An 18338-nucleotide genomic window follows, 5' to 3' on the forward strand; every position below is an offset into this window, starting at 1 on the left:
AGGTTACTAGCCTGCCATCAACTGCTTCAGCAGACCCTGCGCGAAGTTCGACACCGCATCGACGTTGTCCTCTGTCACCAAGTCGGACAAACCGTCGACACCCATCGAATCCACGTAGGGAGAGATGCCGGACAACAATCGAGCGAGCGCGCTTCCCCCGGAGGCGGGCGACCCACCCGCTGCTGCCGGGCTCGACGGCGCCGCGGTCGACGGCGTGGGCGCGGATACGTCCGATTGAGCGTCCCCTCCCGACGCCTCGACGGTGGTGTCCGGGCCGAGGAGATAGTCGATCACGCCGGTGGAGATCGCGATCGCGTGCTTCAGCTGACCTTCCGAGCTCTCCAAAACGGATGCGTCGCCGGGATTGGATCCATTGCCCATCTCGACGAATACGAGAGGCACGCCGGTCAGTGCCGGTCCTGCGATGTCGGCGCGTTCCTGCACACCGTCGTCGACGCCCGCGTAGTTCGCCGCGGTGAAGCCCGCGCGCTCGTACGAGTCACGCATCAGATTCGATGCCGCCCGGCCTCCTTCGGACTGCGCGGACTGGGCCGCAGCGTCGAGTATCGGCAGCGTCGGAACGATGAGGTGGAATCCGTGCTTGTCGTTGTCGGTGCCGGTCGTCGTCGAATCCGCGTGAATGCTGACCGCAACGTCTGCGCCCGATCGAGTTGCGGCGCGGGCTCGGTCGTCCACACACCCGCCCCAGCCCGAGTCGTCGGCCCGGGAGGTGACGACTGTGGCACCGAGGCTTTCGAGACTCGACTTCACCAGCTGCGACACATTCCAGTTGATGGTGTGCTCACCCACGCCGTCGATCGTGGTCATACCTGTCGTCTGGCAGTCCTTGGTGCCACCTCGACCGTCGTCGACCTGCTTGCTCAGATCCTCGGAATGCCCGGTCCCCTGATGACCGGGGTCGAGAAACACTGTCTTACCCGCAAGTTCGCTTCCCGGTGCCTGATCCGCGGCGGGCGCTGCGAGCACGGTGGCCGGGATGGTCACGGACAACGCCAGCACTCCTGCCGACACCATTGCGAGCACCGCAGATCTTTCCATCGACAATTTTGGTCGCACATGGTTTTGGACGCGCTCGGCCTAAGCGAACCGAGCAGGCCACTCCCCTTCCACATCGAGACTCCCGCAAACCCGGAACAAACCCAGGGCTCACACAGGTAACAGCAGACACTTCCGCACCAAGTGAAGCAGAGAAAGCGTTTTCCTTCGATTCAGGTCGAGGTTGACATCCGATCGTGAGCGCGCCGTGACTCAAATGTTGCACTCCGGGCAGCCGATCACTGCCCCCGCGACCGCGTCAGGCGGTAGAACAGATCATGACATTCGTGATTCTTCAGTCCTGCTGCAACGATGCCTCCTGTGTCGATGTATGCCCGGTCGACTGTATTCACCCGACCCAGGACGAACCCGAATTCATGCGGACCGAGATGCTACATATCGACCCGGGGGCCTGCATCGACTGCGGCGCGTGTGTGGACGAGTGTCCCGTCGACGCCATCAAAGCCGATCACGAACTCGACGTGGACGAAGGCCGATACGTCGACTTGAATGCGGACTACTTCGAGCAGCACCCCACCCGGACCACTGACTACACGAGCCAGATACCTGCATGGAAGGGAGTCGATTTTTCGGGCCGACGTGTCGCCGTCGTCGGATCGGGTCCTGCCGCGTTCTACGCCGCTACCGAACTCGCCGCCATCAGAGGCATCGAGATCGAGATGTACGAACGTGCGCTGACCCCCTACGGCCTCGTTCGCGCAGGCGTCGCGCCCGACCATCCGCAGACCAAAGCAGTGACCGATCTGTTCAGGTCGGTCGCAGGAAAGAAGTCCGTCCGCGTACACCTCGGAGTAGACATAGGAACCGACCTCACGCATCAAGACTTGATGGACCATCACGATGCCGTCGTCTACGCCACCGGCGCGGACGGAGACAGAGTCCTGGGCATCCCAGGGGAAGACTTACCAGGAAGCCACGCCGCCGCCGAATTTGTCGCCTGGTACAACGGGAACCCCGAGTTCACGGACAGAACTTTCGATCTGTCGTCGCATCGTGCCGTAGTGATCGGAAACGGAAACGTGGCACTCGATGTCGCCCGGATACTCACCATGCCCGTAGAAGAGTTGGCGCACACAGACATTGCCGACCACGCATTGCAATGTCTTCGCCACAGCAACATCGAGGAGGTCGTGGTTCTTGGACGACGTGGGTCGGCCCAGGCTAAGTTCACGAACCCCGAACTCATTGCTTTGTCGAATTCGTGTGATGTGGACATCGTGGTGCGCCCCGAAGAAGCAGAACCCGACCCCGAAACGCTGGCTGCGATGACACATCGAACAACGGAATCCGATGTCGCGACAAAAGTGAATCTCTTGCGCGAACTGTCGGGGCGACATCGCCGCGAAACCGGTAGCAATGCGAAAAAGAAACAAATAGTCTTTCGATTCTGCGCGACTCCAATCAGCCTTCTGGGCGATGAATCTGTTACCGGCATCCGGTTTGCACACAGTGAGTTGAAAAGGTCCGACGACGGAACCATCCGCGCTGAACAGACCGAGCGCGAGGAAACCTTGGACACGGGCTTCGTCGTGCGCTCGGTCGGCTACCGAGGACGGCCGGTATCAGGCGTGCCCTTCGATTCCCAGCGAGGCGTGATCCCCAATCTCAACGGCCGAGTGACCGACAATTCGGGGACAACTGTACCCGGCGTCTACGTCACCGGATGGATCAAACGCGGCCCAACGGGAGTGATCGGGACAAACAGACATTGCGCAACCGAGACTGTGCGCAACCTGCTGGCGGACTTGGCGACCGGAGTGGTGCACCCTTCACCGCACGGGCGAGATGCGCTCGATGAACTGTTGGCCCAGCGAGCGCCCTCGACGCTGGACTTTAGGGACTGGACCGCAATCGACAAGGCAGAGGTGTCGGCTGGATCGGAGTCCGGTCGTCCCAGAATCAAGTTCGTCGAACGTGAAGCGATGCGTGCAGCACTCTCACGAAACGGTGATCGTTACTGATTCGCTATCGGTCCGTTCCTGAAACTTGTTATTCGTAGCGGACGACAGGTAACTGCGTCCACTGATAACGGTAACCACACCTTCGGAAACCGTTACGTATGGATAAATAGCAGGCGCAGTCGTATAGTCGCCTAAAGTTCGATGCAGACGCACCCCGAATGATCATTGGAGAACTGCAGAATGGCCAAAAAAGTTTACGTGCAACTTGTCGATGATATCGACGATAGACCAATCGACTCCGGTGGCGAACACATAACATTTTCGGTCAACGGCGCGAACTACGAGATCGACCTCAGCGACAAGAACGCCAAAGAATTTCATCGCAAGCTGGACTACTACATCGAGCACTCCGCTCGAGTCGGCGGAAAACGAAACAAAAAGTCTGCGGGAACATCGGATTCCAGGTCGAAGCGAGACGCAAACCAGACAAAAGCGATCAGAGAATGGGCCAAATCCAACGGCCACACCATTTCTGCCCGTGGCCGCATCCCCGCGGACGTCGAGCAGGCATTCGACGCCGCGCACTGAGCGATACCTGTCGGCGGTGCAATACCTGTCGGCGGTGAGGCTGCCGAATCGTCGCGGTAAGTCCGCACCAGTGAAGGAAATATCTGCTGCCTTCACGAATAGCTCGGGAAAACCGCAATCTGCATGAGTCGAGATAACCCCGCTATCACACAGTGCCCGGCCTCGGAATCGAAAAAAGGAGTCACCTCGCGGTGACTCCCTTTTTCGTTCGAGTGGAGCTAAGGGGACTCGAACCCCTGACCCCCACACTGCCAGTGTGGTGCGCTACCAGCTGCGCCATAGCCCCGTACTTCACTTCCGCGTTACCTTGCGGTTGCTCGAACGAAGTTACACCATGTTCACTCGACGCGACAAATCCGCTGGTTGGCTTCGAGAGCGAGACTGGCGGTCCCCTGTCGGATCAGCCGATCGACTCCACCCAGCCGGAATCGCGCAGAGCGTCGACGAGGGAGCCGTCGACCAGCACACCGGGGGTTCCTGCGGCACCCGACGCTGCCAACGCTGCACGCGCAGTCTCGGCATCTGCTGCAGCAACTGTGGCCATCGAACCTGACGTGATGCAGTCGGCTATCTCTTCGCTCGCGCCGTTCTGCTTCGCCATATCGGCCAACTCGGCATCGCTGTGATCGGTGTCGCCGTTCTCCTTCGGTTGAAACTCGGAAGAGAACAACGTTGCGTGAAATGCCGAATAGACGACAGCGTCAGCAGAGTTCGACACGCAATGCGACGCGGCCACTGCCCTGCTCGAGTAGTTTCCACTGGCTGACGCTTCGTTCAGTTGCGGCAGGACCACCATGTGGTACCGAATTCCGATTGTTCCGTTGTCGATCTTCTGGGCCAGTTCCTGCCCGTGTTTCACTTCCAGCTGGCCGCAGAACGGGCACATGGGGTCTTCGAAGATGTCGACTGTTCGCGAAGCGCCAGGAACGGCTAATTGCACCACTCCGTCGCCTTGCACGACCAACTCGACTGCCGAATTGTTCACTGAGCCATAGCCGTCGTTACGCGGCTCGTCTCCACCTCGCTGCCACAGGATGGCCACGACGACAACAACGACGACGACCAACAACGCGACTCCGGCGAGAATGTACGTGAATCTGTTCGACGTCGGCTGCGGTGTGTATTTCGTATTCGAGGTTCTCTTTTGGCTCACCGTCCTCATGATACGTAGCCGGGTGGACGCCGATCGTTCACGAAGGCGGTTCGGCGACCTGTTTTCGGTCGGTCGTATCGGGGACGAGGAGCCACCCGCCTGCCGCTACCAGAAGTATGACCCCGGACAGTACGAACGCCGTGCCGTAGGAATACGCCTCGACCACGGCGCCCGCTACGACGGGGCCGAGAATCGCACCGACGTCGGCGGACATCTGAAACGTCGACAGGACCGGCCCTCCGCGAGCCTTGGATCCGATGACATCGGCAACCGATGCCTGCTGCGCCGGCGTCATCAGACCGGAACCGACCCCCGCAACGAACGAGGCGATCATGAACAGGACGATGTCATCGGCCAATCCCACCGCAGCGGTCCCCAGACCGGCGACGACGAGTCCGAACACGACGAACGGTTTACGCCCATGGGCGTCCGACAAGCGACCCGAAGTGATGAGCACCAACGCGTTGCCGACTGCGAAGACCGCGAGAGAGACCGCGGCAACGGCTGCCGATCGATCCAGAACCGCGATGACGAACAGAGGGACGAGGGCGACTCGAACTCCGAACACGGTCCAACCGGTGGCGAAGTTCGACGCGAGGGCCGCCCGGTACGCGGGAACGCGAAGCGCCGCCCGCAGCGACAGAATAGGAATGGACGAATCATGAGCACTCGCCGGTTCCTTCATGCTGTCCAGGCTGAAGAACACCACCGCCGCAGCGATCACGAGCGCAATCGCATAGATGATGAACGGCGCACGTAAACCGAGTCCGACGACTGCACCGCCCAACAACGGACCGCCGATCGATCCGAGTAGAAAACTGGTGGCGTACAACCCGGAAACGCGACCACGACTCTGCGACGGGCTCATTCGGATCAGCAGACCTAGCGCCGAGACGGAGAACATCGTCGAACCGACGCCACCGAGCCCACGGAACACGAGCAGCTGCCAGTAGGTCTGCGCGAATGCACATGCTCCCGTGGACAATGCGACGATCAACAATCCCGTCAAGTACACCGGGCGCTCGCCCAACTTCTGAACGAGCGCTCCGCTGGCAGGAGCGAAGAGCAGCCGCATCATCGCGAACGTGCTGATCACGGCCGACGCCGCGAACACGCCGACGCCGAACTCCGTGGCGAACTGCGGCAATGCGGGTGAGACGATGCCGAAACCGAGAGCTATGACGAAGCTGGCCGAGATCAGAACCCAGATGTCGGACGGTAACGCAGTGGATCCGGCGTGGTTCTCGGGTGAGTTGGTTTCTGTCACGACTCGTTCAAAGCCTGCGCCACCACTTCTTTCGCAGCGGCTTGTACTTCGGCCAAATGGGCTTCACCCTCGAAGGACTCGGCATAGATCTTGTAGACGTCCTCCGTACCGGACGGCCGCGCCGCGAACCATGCATTCTCGGTGGTCACCTTGAGGCCACCGATGGCAGCGCCGTTGCCGGGCGCCGTGGTCGATGTCGCGGTGATCTTCTCTCCCGCAAGGTGCGTTGCCGTCACCTGTTCCGGTGACAGCTTTGCCAGAATCGCTTTTTCCTCGCGCGTTGCCGGCGCATCGACACGAGCGTAGGCAGGGCTGCCGTACTTCGCGGCGAATTCCGCGTAGCGCTGCGAGGGAGTCTTTCCGGTTACGGCAGTGATCTCGGATGCGAGGAGTGCCATTGTGATGCCGTCCTTGTCCGTCGTCCACACTCGTCCGTCGGACCGCAGGAACGATGCGCCTGCGCTCTCCTCGCCGCCGAAACCGAGATCACCGTCCAATAATCCTGGCACGAACCACTTGAAGCCGACCGGCACCTCGAGAAGTTGGCGACCGAGACCGGCAACCACCCGATCGATCATCGACGACGACACGAGAGTCTTGCCGACTTTGGTTGCAGGTGACCAACCTGATCGATGCGTGAACAAATAGTCGATGGCAACGGCCAGATAGTGGTTCGGATTCATCAGACCACCGTCGGGTGTGACGATGCCGTGACGGTCCGAATCGGCGTCGTTGCCTGTTGCAATGTCGTAGGAATTGCGCGCCGCGATCAACGACGCCATCGCGTTCGGTGACGAACAGTCCATCCGGATCTTACCGTCGGTGTCGAGCGTCATGAAACGGAACGTAGCGTCGACCAGTGGGTTCACAACCGTCAGGTCGAGGTTGTGGCGTTCGGCGATCGCGTCCCAATAATCCACACTCGCGCCACCGAGCGGATCCGCTCCGATCCGCACACCCGCCGCTCTGATCGCATCCATATCCACCACGTTGGGTAGGTCGTCGACGTACGTCCCCAGATAGTCGTACTTGTCCACGACGGTGGCAAGGGCAGTCGCAAGCGAGACTCGCTTGACGCCGCGCAACCCCTCTTTCAACAGTTCGTTCGCACGTGCGGCGATGATGGATGTCGCATCACTGTCGGCAGGGCCGCCGTGTGGCGGGTTGTACTTGAATCCGCCGTCACGGGGTGGGTTGTGCGATGGCGTCACGACGATGCCGTCGGCGCGCGCCGAGGAGCCGGAGTCGTTGTACCGAAGAATCGCGTGGCTTACCGCGGGAGTGGGCGTGTAGCGATCGCCCGAGTCGATCAGAACCGAGACATCGTTCGCGGCAAGCACTTCGAGCGCAGTGGTCCAGGCCGGCTCGGAGAGCGCATGGGTGTCCCGGCCGATGAACAACGGCCCTGTGATGCTCTGCGAAGCACGGTATTCGACGATGGCCTGCGTCGTCGCAAGAATGTGTCCCTCGTTGAACGCCGTGTCGAGGCTCGACCCGCGATGGCCCGAAGTTCCGAAGACCACCTGCTGATCCGGATCCGATACGTCCGGCGTACGTGAGTAGTACGCAGTGACCAACTGCGCGATATCAACGAGATCCTCCGGTGCAGCAACCGTTCCTGCTCTAGCGTGCGCCACGATGCGCCTCCTTCTCGAAACAGCGACTCAGACCGCAGTCAACACTAGGCCCATCGCCGAGCCCGTGTCGGTGCACCCGGCATCGAACGTCATCCGGCGTCGAACATCACGGCTGCTTCGAACATCACGGCTGCTTCGGCGGCAGTGGAAAGAAGTAACTGGTTCGGCGCTGGTACTCGGGGTACCCGTCCCGCTTGGCCATGGACCTCTCCAGCAATCTCGCTCCCGTCGCAAAGACCAGAAAGTACGTCATCGCAACTGGCGAGAGAATGGTCAGGATCCCCGGCCACGCAGAGGCACTCACGAGGTAGATCCCCCACCACACGCACGCGTCCCCGAAGTAGTTGGGATGCCTGGTCCACGACCACAGACCGCGGTCCATGATCTTTCCTCTGTTCGACGAATCGGCTTTGAACGCGTTCAATTGCGCGTCGCCAACGGCCTCGAACGTCAGACCGACCGCCCACAGCAGTACACCGATCACCACCGGAGCAGCGACGGAACCATGCGCGACCGCCGACACCTGAATCGGAAGGGAGACGAACCACAGCGCTATTGCCTGGGTCAGATAGATCTTGCGCAGTGCATAGAGCGTGGTGTTGCCCGTTGCTTTGGACAGCAATTCCTCGTACCGCGGGTCTTCACCTTTGCCGATCGATCGACGAAACACGTGCCACGCCAGCCTCAGTCCCCAGAGTGCGACGATCGCGAGCAGAAGGAGCCTGCGCCATAGTTCGCCGGTGCCCACAAGTGCGGCAACCACTGCGATCAAGACGAAGCCGCCGCCCCACGTCACGTCGACGACGCTGTGCCGTCCGATTCGTGCGCCGATCAGCGCGGTAACGACCATCAGTATTGCTGTGGCGATCAGGGATGCAGCCGAGACGGTCGAAAACTCGGACCAGTCGAAGGAACGCATGGCTACTCGCCGACCCCTCGCTCGCCGACCCCATGCTCGCCGACCCACTGTGGCCGCACTGGTTCCATGTCGACGCGACCGGATGGTCCCGGCCGAACAGCCAGTATCTGGTCGACGCCCATCCTCCCGTCCCGGAACGCCATTCCGCCGCCGACAAGATACAACCGCCAGACACGTGCGACCTCCTCACCGACCAAGGCGACAACATCGTCCCACCGGGATTCGAAACGCTCGGTCCACACATCGACCGTGCGGACGTAGTGCTCACGCATCGCGTGCACATCGCGGACCTCGAGCCCGGCTTCCTCGATCATGGCGACGGTTCGTCCGACTGGACGCATGTACATGTCCGGCGCAATGAATTGTTCGATGAATGCCCCTCCACCCGGATTGTCACCCTCTTTGCGCGACATCTGCTGAATCAGCACTCGACCCCCCGGGCGCACGTTCTTCGTGAGTGCTGCGGTGTATGTCGGGTAGTTGGATTCGCCGACGTGCTCACCCATCTCGATCGACGCAACGGCGTCGAACGGACCGTCGGGAATTTCGCGGTAGTCCTGAATTCTGATCTCGACGCGGTCCTGCAGTCCACGATCGGCAATTCGCTTGTCGATGAACGCTTTCTGCTCTCGAGAAATGGTCACGCCGACGACACGAGCGTCGTAATGTTCGGCCGCGTGCAGGCTCAGTGAGCCCCAGCCGCACCCGACATCGAGAAAACGCATTCCGGATTGTGCGTCGAGCCCGATCTTGCGGCATACGAGATCGAGTTTGTCGCGCTGGGCATCGTCGAGTGTGTAGTTCTCTGCCTCCGACGTCCAGTAGCCCGAGGAATAGGCCATGTTCGAGTCGAGTACCAACTCGTAGAAATCGTTCGACAGGTCGTAGTGATGACTGATCGCGGCGCGGTCCCGCACCAGAGAATGCAGACGGCCCTTGACGACGGCCTGCGACGGAGGCGCGGCGAGTGGGCGACCGAATGCACCGAGTTCGCGCGCCAGCTTGGCCAGCTTGATCAACGCGGCGGGCGAAGGCCGAACGGCCTCGAGATTCCGCGAACGTACCTCCGACCACACGTGATCGAGTGCGGCAGCGACATCCCCGTCGACATCCAGTTCGCCGGTGACGTATGCCTGCGCGGCGCCGAGCTCACCCGGGCTCCACAGCAGCCGACGAAGAACGTTGGGACTCTTCAGCAGAACTTTCGGCGCATCGGCGGGTCCTGCGATGCTCCCGTCCCATGCGGTCAGGTGCACTGGCAGCTCGCCGCCGACGAAGGGCGCCAGTAGCTCCGCGATACGCGGAGCGATGGACGAAGACGAGGTCTTGCTCATTTGTCGCCCCTTCGGTCGAGCACTATTTGTTGCACATCGAGGTATCCGGAGCGGAAGCCGGCCTCCGAGTAGCAGAGGTAGAAATGCCACATCCGATCGAAGATGCCGTCGAATCCCAGCTCGGCGGTCTCCTTGGGGTGAGCACGGAATTCCTCGTCCCACCGGCGCAGTGTGCGCGCGTAGTGATCACCCATCGAGAGTCGCTCGCGAACACGCAGACTCGTCTGACTCTCGGTGACTTCCTCGATCGCGCGAATCGAGGGAAGGAACCCGCCGGGGAAGATGTACTTGTGCACCCAGGTGTAGGTGTTTCTCGTCGCTACCATGCGGTCGTGCGGCATCGTGATCGCTTGGATCGCGACCCTGCCGCCCGGGGCGAGCAGCCGGTCTATCGTCTGGAAATACGTTCCCCAGTATTGATGTCCGACCGCCTCGATCATCTCGACCGACACCACGGCGTCGTACTCACCGTCGACCAGCCGGTAATCAAGCAGATCCACTTGCACCCGCTCCGCGAATCCAGCGGCCGCAATACGCTTGCCCGCAAGCTCCTGCTGTTCGGTCGACAGAGTTACCGAGCGCACCGTCGCCCCACGCGCCGCTGCCCGGATCGCGAGTTCGCCCCAGCCGGTCCCGATTTCGAGCACCCGAGAGCCTTCGCCCACCTGAGCAAGGTCGAGGAGACGGTCGATCTTTCGTCGCTGCGCGTCTGCGAGGTCCTCGTTGTCTTCGTGTGTTCCCGTGGCCGCGAACAACGCCGCCGAATACGTCATCGTCTCGTCCAGAAAGAGTTCGAACAATTCGTTCGACAAGTCGTAGTGACGCGCTATGTTCGACCGCGTATTCTTCGTCGTGTTGCGTTCCGCGCGCGGCTGTTTGGGTACATAGAGACTGCGCAGGCGCTGCAACGAATTCGGGATCAAGGACGCCATGCGGGTCGCGAACACCTCGAGAACAGCCGTCAGATCGTCGGCATCCCAGTCACCGGCCATGTACGCCTCGCCGAAACCGATGAGTCCGCTCTGGCCCACCCGCGCAGCGAAGTCGGCGGGGCGCCTGATCACCATCAACGGTGAGTGTGCATCACCTCCCCCGATCTCTGAGCCGTCATCCATCCGGACGCGGACGGGTAATCTTCCCACCGCACGTCGGAACAAGAAGCCGGCAACGGGCGCAGCGACTTTCGCTTTGGTTCCGGCGGGGACGTAGGCGATGCCCGGCCACACATCGGTGTCCACTCCGGATTTGGACCTGATCACAGTTGTCAACTTCTTGCCTTTCCTACTGCCGGCGCCTGCGGGCGTGCCTTGATGGGGAGACCCCGTGCCCACAACCGAATGCCCTGCCAGCGAATCTGAAGTACTACGCGAAGCGGCGCCAACGGCACCGCGAGTGCTGAGATGACAACAGCACGGGTGGTGGCAGGCGATCGAGTACCTGCGACGGTGGCAACGAACGGTGGCGAGCCCTCACGCTCGAGAACAATCGAGAGCTTCAGCGCCTCGCCTGGTTCAGGCAACCTCATCCGGTACTCACCGTCGACGTCATTGAAGGGCGAGACGTAGAACGCCTTTGGTGTCCTCGCCGAACCACGTTCGTCAGTCTTCAGCAGGTACGCATACCGCTCACCGTGAGTGTTGTGTACCTCGGCGACGACGCACACGAGGATGCCGCTACGGTCATGGCACCAGAACACACTCAATGGATTGAACGTGTGACCGAATACGCGCGCATTCGCGAGCATCGTGATTTGTCCGCCGCCGAGATCGATGTCGTTGCCGGAGAGAAACTCCTCGATGTTGTCTCGGATGGATCGCTCCGGGTCGCCGATGTGATCTCGTGATACGAAGCCCGCAAGGGGCCTCGCCCAGGGCTTCAGCTTGGGCAGGTCGTCGAGATCCACGAACCAGCTGTAGCTCTTGTACCGGAAGCTGTTTCGAATCGGTGCCGTCCGCACGTGCTCGATTGTCGTCGAGTAGATGGCGTTCGAACCCGTCATGTCCACCGACCTCCGATTCGTTCGGCGGCAGCCTTGCCGGAAGCGGCACCGTCCTCGTGGAATCCCCAGCCGTGGTAAGCACCTGCGAAAGCGAGTGTAGCGGTATCGATTTCAGGGAGCCGACGCTGCGCGGCGAGTGATTCCGGCGTGTATTGGGGATGCTCGTAGGTCATCTCGTCCAGTACGGCGGCAGGATCGACGACATCCGCCCCTCCGAGCGTGACCAGAAATCTACCCGGACCGTCGAGCCGTTGCAGGCGGGTCATGTCGTAGCTGACCAACACGCTGTCCGGAGTTGCGCCGCATTCGGGAATTCGATAGTTCCACGACGCCCGTGCACGCAGCGTCTTCGGCAGTACCGTCTCGTCGGTGTGAAGCTGAGTGTGGTTGACCGAGTATGGCATCGCACCGAGAACTTGATGCTCGGTCGCCGTCGGTTCTGCCAGAAGCTTCAGCGCGTGCTGTGGATGGACTGCGACGACGGCAGCATCGAACTTTCGCAGCACATCGAATCCATCACGGATGTCGACGCCGCCGCTGTGACGATATACAGCACGTACGGGAGTGCCCGTATGGATCTCGTCGATGTGCTCTGCTACTCGTCGGACGTATTCGATCGATCCTCCCGTGACCGTCCGCCACACCGGTGACCCGGTCACACTCAGCATTCCGTGGTGATCGAGAAACGTGAACAGATATCGAGCCGGATAACTCAGCGCGGTAGCGGGGTCACACGACCAGACAGCCGATACCACCGGCGCCATGAAGTGCGAGCTGAAGTACTCGGAGAATGTGTTTCTGCGGAGGAACTCGGCAAGCGTTTCGTCGTCGTTCGACGAATCTGACCTGAGAACATCCGCAGTGAGAACGGCCTGGGCCGCTCGGTGAAAACGCTTCACCTCGAGCAACATTGCGAGGTATCGCGGACGCGCCAACGTACGCAGTGACGGGAAAACCCCACTCATCCCCTGCCCGCCCGAGTATTCGAGCCCACATCCGTCGCAACGGATGGACATACTCATGTCCGACTCCTGAGTCGGCACCGCGAGTTCGGCGAACAACCGCAGCAGGGTGGGGTAGGTGCGATCGTTGTGGACAATGAATCCGGTGTCCACACCGACCTTGCCCGATGGATCGTCGATGTAGTGAGTGTCCGCGTGCCCTCCGAGTCGCGAGTCCGCCTCGAAAACGGTGACGTGAGCTGACTTCGACAACACATAGGCCGCCGTGAGACCTGCCACACCACTACCCACGACAGCTACCGACCGACGCGTCATGCCGTTACTCCATTGTCTTCAGAGCAGACATTTCGAGGACGGCTGCCTCGAGGTCGGAGATGTTCAGCGACGTCCATCACCGACTCCGTGGCCGTCCTCACCCACGATCGCGCACAGCGAATCATGAAATGACCGCCAGGCATCTCGATGTAGCGCGCATCCACGCCCCTGGACTTTGCTGCCTCGACTTCGCGCCTCGACTTCATCGGATCCGTCCAACTGTCCGAACGACCATGGAGCACGCGAATTGTCTGATCCACACGAACAGTGCCCAGTTCGCCGCCGTCGGGCCACCACGGCGCAAGCGCCACGATCCCGATCACCTGCGGATCGTCGGCCACCGCCGCTGCGGTCCGCCCTCCCATCGAGTGCCCTACCACTACCACCGGGGTGCCCGGGTGATCTCGATGAATTCTTCGCAGCGCCCACCGGGCGTCCTCGACGGGGCTCCGCTCCGCACCGTTCCATCCACGGAACCTGTTCTGCAATTGCACTGCCAACACGCCATGTTGTCGGCCGGCTCTCCGAATCGCCCACGTGAACTGCCACATACGTAGACCGGACAGATGCCAGGGGCGGCTCGGCGCGCGACTGTCCGGCTTCCCGCCGTGCACGACCAGGACGACGCACCGAACCGGTGTACCCGACGCCAAATTTGGACCTGTCCACAACCTGGGCTCTGGGCAATCGCTCATAGCTACTATTCGTCACCGCCACCGTTTCGGGTTGGGTTCAGGCTGCGCGGTCCGATTGTGACGTGAATTACAAACACCTGCCGACATCACAAAGCCGGGCCGACGAGCGTGTGCTCGCCGACCCGGCTTGTGGTGGAGCTGCCGGGAATCGAACCCGGGTCCTCTGCTGCATTGCCAGGGCTTCTCCGTGTGCAGTCTGCTATGCCTCTACTTGGATCTCCTGATCTCGCAAACAAGCCAGGATGACGATCCCAGCCACTGTTTGATGTTCCTCATCACTCCGTGGCCGAGTGAATCGGTAAGCCCTCTTGCTGATGCCAGTACCCGGACCGAGGGCAAGCCCGGACTGACAGACACGCAGTCGCTACTTAGGCAGCGAGTGCGTAGTCGCGCTGATTGGAATCGGCGCTTATAAGGTTGCGATGACGCTTACGGTGGTCTCTCGCCTGCACCGACACGCTTCCCCTGACTCAACATACAAAGTCGAAACCGTTCAGCCCCGTATGTTCCCGAACACTGTGCTCGGGCTTGTCAGTGTAACAAGCCGCGCGGACAGAATCATCCCGATATACCGCGCACGTTCTATGCGCGGTCGACGTGCGCCATGACGGCCTGCAACGTCCGGCCCAAAAGCACCTTCCGAGCGGGAAGCGATCCGTACCAGAACACACGTCCGGCGAGGCCACGCGGGAAGAAGTCGGTGCACTGTTCCAGTCTGGTCCCCCCGCCCGCCGATGATGCCCGATAGAGCATCCACGCCTTTCCGGGCAGCGCGCTCGTCGACACCAGCCGCACGGTGTTGGACGACCCGTCGTCGTCGATGCGCCAACCTTTCAGACCGCCGGACTCGACCGCGTCGCGCAATCGCTTGCGGATCTCGTCCGGCCCACTTCCGAGATAAACGCTGCGCACGTCGGTATACACGACTTCTCCGGCCCAATCCGGGTCTGAGGGCAGCGGATCGGACGGCGCGGACACTGCGTCGGACCACGTCGTTTCCGACTCGCCTTCGTCGATGTTTCGAAGCGCCAACCGAACCGACTCCCTGAACGACGTCAGCCCGTCCTCGGGTAGATCTACAACACTGTCGATGTCGGACTCGCTGGCCACGGCGTCGAACTGAAGCGACTCGATCAGTGGCATCGCCAGCCCCCGGGGGATGGGAGTGACCAAGCCGATCCAGTGGCCGGCCAGCCGCGGGGTCAGCACCGGAAGCACCAGCATCTGACGCTTGCGCAGTCCTGCAACATCGGCGTACGTGTTCATCATTTCGCCGTACTCCATGACATCCGGGCCGCCGACGTCGAACGTTCGGCTCACGGGGAGTTCGGCTTCTGCAGCACCGATCAAGTAGTGCAGAATGTCACGCACGGCAATCGGCTGAATTTTGTTGTGGACCCATCGCGGCGTGGTCATCACCGGCAACCTGTTGGTCAGATGCCTGATCATCTCGAACGATGCCGAGCCGGAACCGATGACCACTCCAGCCTGCAGTACGAACGTCGGAACTGGAGACTCGATCAAAATGCGCCCTACCTCGGCGCGTGACTCCAGGTGCTCGGACAGCTCTCCAGTCTCGGGGTGCAGACCGCCGAGGTACACGATTCGGCTCACCCCGGCCTCTGCAGCAACAGCAGCCACGTTCTCGGCGCTCTCACGTTCGGTCTTGGCGAAATCACTGTCTCCCGGCGAGCCCATGGAATGTACGAGGTAGTAAACGACATCGACGTCGACAAATGCCTTCTTCAAGGAATCGCGATCGCCGAGGTCCCCGCGCGCTATCTCGACATCGGCCGCCCACGGAACGCCATCGAGTTTGTCGGGATTCCGAGCCAGCACTCGCACTGTGTATCCGGTGTCGAGCAATCTTGGCGCCAGGCGCCCGCCGAGATACCCCGTGGCACCGGTGACGAGAACGCGGCGAGGGCTGGCGCTGGAATTGTCGGTCATCTCCGGTCAATACCCTTCGAGGCGCGCTTCAACCGCCGGATACTCCAACTGCTCGGATACTCCAGCTGCTGGGGTGCGTCAATCGCTGGGTGCGTCAACCCAGCGCGATCAGACTCACTGCGCCGAGGGCAAGAACCATTCCGGCCTGTTGCGCTCGCCCGACACGCTCGCCAAGCATCACCATCGCCAGCATCACTGTTGCAGCTGGATACAACGACGCGATGACGCTGACCAACGACAGCAACCCGCCCTGATAGGCGTAGAGCAGCGCGGCATTGGCCACAACGTCCAACGTCCCGACGAACGCGGCCAATTTCAAAACACTTCCGTGCGGCGGCGAGAAGTGGCCCGACGCGAGCGCGACACACCACACCACTGCCGTCGCGGATGCCCGTGACGCGGCCAATGGCCACAACCCGGACCCGTCACCGATCTGGTGTAGGCAGATGAAAGCGATCGCGAACGTCACTCCGGATCCGACGGTCAGCCACCCGACCATCCTCGTGAACTTCATCTTTCGTCCGCCCGCTACCTCACCGGCGGTCTCGTCGGGCGATTCCCTGCTGACGAGGACCACGGCGAACAGCGCCAGCGCGATGCCGACGAACGCGAGTGAGCCTGGACGCTCACCGATCGCAAAACCCGCGGCGACCGGTATGCCCGCCACGAGCACCGCGGTTAGGGGTGACACAACTGCCATCGGTCCCGATGCCAGCGCCAGGTAGAACCACCACACCGCGAGGCCGCCAGCGACTCCCGACGCCAGCCCCCACAGCATCGGCATCAGAGATATCGACCCGCCGACGAACGGCGCGATCAGCAACACGACGACGAGCGAGAATGGATACGAGACAATGACGACGCGCAGTGCCGCCACTCGACGGGAAGCGACACCGCCGACGAAATCGCTGACGCCGTAGCCGACCGCGGCGACGAGCGCCAGCAGGATCGCGGTCAGCGCCTTCCCCTCATCGCGTGCAGTCTCACCGCACGCAGTCTCACCGCACGCAGTCTCATCGCATGCCCTTGATGCGTCGCCCCATTTCGCGAGTGACTTCGCGCTCGGCGGTCCGGCGCGCAAGGTCCTGACGCTTGTCGTAGTCCTGCTTACCCTTTGCCAGAGCAAGTTCGACTTTCACTTTGCCGTCGGAGAAGTACATCGACAGCGGCACCAAGGTGAGCGAGCCTTCCTTCACCTTGCCGACCAGTCGTTCGATCTCGCGCTTGTGCAGTAACAGCTTTCGATTGCGACGCGGTGCGTGGTTGGTCCAGCTGCCCTGCGTGTACTCGGGAATGTGCAAGCCGCGCAACCAGATTTCGCCGTCATCGACCGTCGCGAACGAGTCCGCCAGCGACGCCTTACCCTCTCGGAGGCTTTTCACTTCGGTACCGAGCAACGCAATTCCGGCCTCGTACACATCCAGAATCGAGTAGTGGTGTCGTGCTTTTCGATTGGTCGCGATGGCCTTGCGGCCCTTTTCTCTCACTTCAGGGCCCTTTCTCGAGCGCTGCACCTGTGTCACGCGCGCCGTCGCGCACAACCGTTCCAGCATAGAACCGCGGCGCAATCGATTTTCTTTTGCGTCTCCTGCGTGGGCGGAGACCAGCGCCGTCGGAGCTATTCGCGCACGTACAGACGCAAGGTGATGTATCCGGTGACAGCAGCCATTCCGACGCCGACGAGCGCAAGGAACGGTGACACCAGCAGAACGTCGCTGTTGGAGATCCGCGCGAGAATATTCGCGTCGTAGACGTCCGAGAGCACATCGTCGATGAAGAGGTTCTTGGCCGTGAACATTCCGGCTATGGCCAGTGCCGAACCGATGAGCGCCGCAACCACGGCTTCGAGGAGGAACGGCAGCTGGGTGTACCAGCGAGTCGCTCCGACCAGACGCATGATCCCGACTTCCGTCCGCCGGGTGAAGGCCGCGATCTGAACCATGTTGGCGATCAGGAGCACAGCCGCGACCGCTTGGACGATTGCGATCGCAAACGCCGCGTTCCTGACCCCGTTGAGCACACTGAAAAGACGCTCGACGAGATCTCGCTGATTGAGAACGCTTTGCACACCCGGTCGACCGGAGAAGTTGTCGTTGATGACGCCGAATCGCTCGGGGTCACTGAGCTTGACCTTGAACGAAGCGGGGAAGCTGTCCGGGCTGACCAGCTGCGCGAGTTCGGGCTGATCTTTGAAAACACGTTCTGTCGCATCCTTCACGGCATCGTCGCGATTCAGGTACTGCACGGATACAACTGCGGGTGTCTGTTCGAGTTCGGAGCGAAGACTGCTGCACGTCTCCGCGGCGCAACCGGGGTCGGTCGCCGAGATGTCGTCGGTAAGAAATATCTGGACCTCGACGCGGTCGAGGAAGATTTGCTGGGTCTTGCCTGCCATCTGGACCACGAGAAGTCCACCGCCGAACAGGCCAAGAGAGATTGCTGTCGTGAGGATCATGGCAATGGTCATGGTGATGTTGCGGCGAAGTCCGGTGAGGACTTCGCTGAAGATGAAACTTGCGCGCATCGGAGAATCCGGGCCCT

At 61.4% G+C, this 18338-nt stretch carries 16 protein-coding genes, 1 tRNA gene and 1 other RNA gene; 2 read left to right on the forward strand and 16 right to left on the reverse strand.

Annotated elements, in window-relative coordinates; all coding sequences use genetic code 11:
- Positions 1-6: 6 nt before the first annotated feature.
- Complete coding sequence (locus QMK17_RS01665; RefSeq protein ID WP_283506599.1) at positions 7-1059, reverse strand: N-acetylmuramoyl-L-alanine amidase; 1053 nt, start codon at positions 1057-1059, stop codon at positions 7-9.
- Positions 1060-1334: 275 nt separating this feature from the next.
- Between QMK17_RS01665 and QMK17_RS01670 the strand changes: the two genes are divergently transcribed.
- Complete coding sequence (locus tag QMK17_RS01670; protein WP_283506601.1) at positions 1335-3038, forward strand: FAD-dependent oxidoreductase; 1704 nt, start codon at positions 1335-1337, stop codon at positions 3036-3038.
- A gap of 180 nt (positions 3039-3218) precedes the next feature.
- Positions 3219-3566 carry a histone-like nucleoid-structuring protein Lsr2 gene (locus QMK17_RS01675; protein ID WP_283506603.1) on the forward strand — a complete coding sequence of 116 codons (348 nt, stop codon included), beginning with the start codon at positions 3219-3221 and terminating at the stop codon, positions 3564-3566.
- Between the two features lie 213 nt (positions 3567-3779).
- On the opposite strand, the gene QMK17_RS01680 is transcribed toward QMK17_RS01675, so the two are convergent.
- From QMK17_RS01680 to ftsX, 15 genes are all read right to left on the reverse strand, one after another.
- Positions 3780-3852 (reverse strand) — tRNA-Ala (locus QMK17_RS01680).
- 114 nt (positions 3853-3966) lie between these two features.
- Positions 3967-4719, reverse strand: a complete 753-nt coding sequence (locus QMK17_RS01685) for a DsbA family protein (RefSeq protein WP_283506605.1) — start codon at positions 4717-4719, stop codon at positions 3967-3969.
- 37 nt (positions 4720-4756) lie between these two features.
- The gene (locus tag QMK17_RS01690) at positions 4757-5986 is read right to left on the reverse strand and encodes an MFS transporter (RefSeq protein ID WP_283506607.1); all 1230 of its coding nucleotides are present in this window, start codon (positions 5984-5986) and stop codon (positions 4757-4759) included.
- Positions 5983-7623 carry a phosphoglucomutase (alpha-D-glucose-1,6-bisphosphate-dependent) gene (pgm, locus tag QMK17_RS01695; protein ID WP_283506609.1) on the reverse strand — a complete coding sequence of 547 codons (1641 nt, stop codon included), beginning with the start codon at positions 7621-7623 and terminating at the stop codon, positions 5983-5985. The genes QMK17_RS01690 and pgm overlap by 4 nt, the downstream gene beginning before the upstream one ends.
- Positions 7624-7747: 124 nt before the next feature.
- Entirely contained in the window at positions 7748-8542 is a 795-nt protein-coding gene (locus QMK17_RS01700; RefSeq protein ID WP_283506610.1) for a DUF1295 domain-containing protein, read from the reverse strand.
- Positions 8543-8544: 2 nt separating this feature from the next.
- A complete protein-coding gene (locus tag QMK17_RS01705; protein ID WP_283506611.1) occupies positions 8545-9876 on the reverse strand; it encodes an SAM-dependent methyltransferase in 1332 nt (443 codons plus the stop codon).
- Positions 9873-11144 carry an SAM-dependent methyltransferase gene (locus QMK17_RS01710; RefSeq protein WP_283506613.1) on the reverse strand — a complete coding sequence of 424 codons (1272 nt, stop codon included), beginning with the start codon at positions 11142-11144 and terminating at the stop codon, positions 9873-9875. The genes QMK17_RS01705 and QMK17_RS01710 overlap by 4 nt, the downstream gene beginning before the upstream one ends.
- Positions 11141-11875, reverse strand: coding sequence for a DUF1365 domain-containing protein (locus QMK17_RS01715; protein ID WP_283506614.1), 735 nt, complete (start codon positions 11873-11875; stop codon positions 11141-11143). Before QMK17_RS01715 ends, QMK17_RS01710 begins: the two co-directional genes overlap by 4 nt.
- The gene (locus tag QMK17_RS01720; RefSeq protein WP_283506615.1) at positions 11872-13152 is read right to left on the reverse strand and encodes an NAD(P)/FAD-dependent oxidoreductase; all 1281 of its coding nucleotides are present in this window, start codon (positions 13150-13152) and stop codon (positions 11872-11874) included. The genes QMK17_RS01715 and QMK17_RS01720 overlap by 4 nt, the downstream gene beginning before the upstream one ends.
- Positions 13149-13847 carry an alpha/beta fold hydrolase gene (locus QMK17_RS01725; RefSeq protein ID WP_283506616.1) on the reverse strand — a complete coding sequence of 233 codons (699 nt, stop codon included), beginning with the start codon at positions 13845-13847 and terminating at the stop codon, positions 13149-13151. The genes QMK17_RS01720 and QMK17_RS01725 overlap by 4 nt, the downstream gene beginning before the upstream one ends.
- Before the next feature lie 130 nt (positions 13848-13977).
- Positions 13978-14348: a transfer-messenger RNA gene (gene ssrA / locus QMK17_RS01730) on the reverse strand.
- An 81-nt stretch (positions 14349-14429) separates the two neighbouring features.
- A complete protein-coding gene (locus QMK17_RS01735; RefSeq protein ID WP_283506617.1) occupies positions 14430-15797 on the reverse strand; it encodes an NAD(P)H-binding protein in 1368 nt (455 codons plus the stop codon).
- 94 nt (positions 15798-15891) lie between these two features.
- Positions 15892-16743 (reverse strand): DMT family transporter, encoded by an 852-nt coding sequence (locus QMK17_RS01740; protein ID WP_283506683.1) that lies wholly within the window; start codon positions 16741-16743, stop codon positions 15892-15894.
- Between the two features lie 67 nt (positions 16744-16810).
- Entirely contained in the window at positions 16811-17284 is a 474-nt protein-coding gene (gene smpB / locus QMK17_RS01745) for an SsrA-binding protein SmpB (RefSeq protein WP_283506618.1), read from the reverse strand.
- A 131-nt stretch (positions 17285-17415) separates the two neighbouring features.
- Positions 17416-18321 carry a permease-like cell division protein FtsX gene (ftsX, locus tag QMK17_RS01750; RefSeq protein WP_283506619.1) on the reverse strand — a complete coding sequence of 302 codons (906 nt, stop codon included), beginning with the start codon at positions 18319-18321 and terminating at the stop codon, positions 17416-17418.
- Positions 18322-18338: the final 17 nt, after the last annotated feature.

This window comes from Rhodococcus sp. G-MC3 (assembly GCF_030063335.1).
Lineage (GTDB): Bacteria > Actinomycetota > Actinomycetes > Mycobacteriales > Mycobacteriaceae > Rhodococcoides.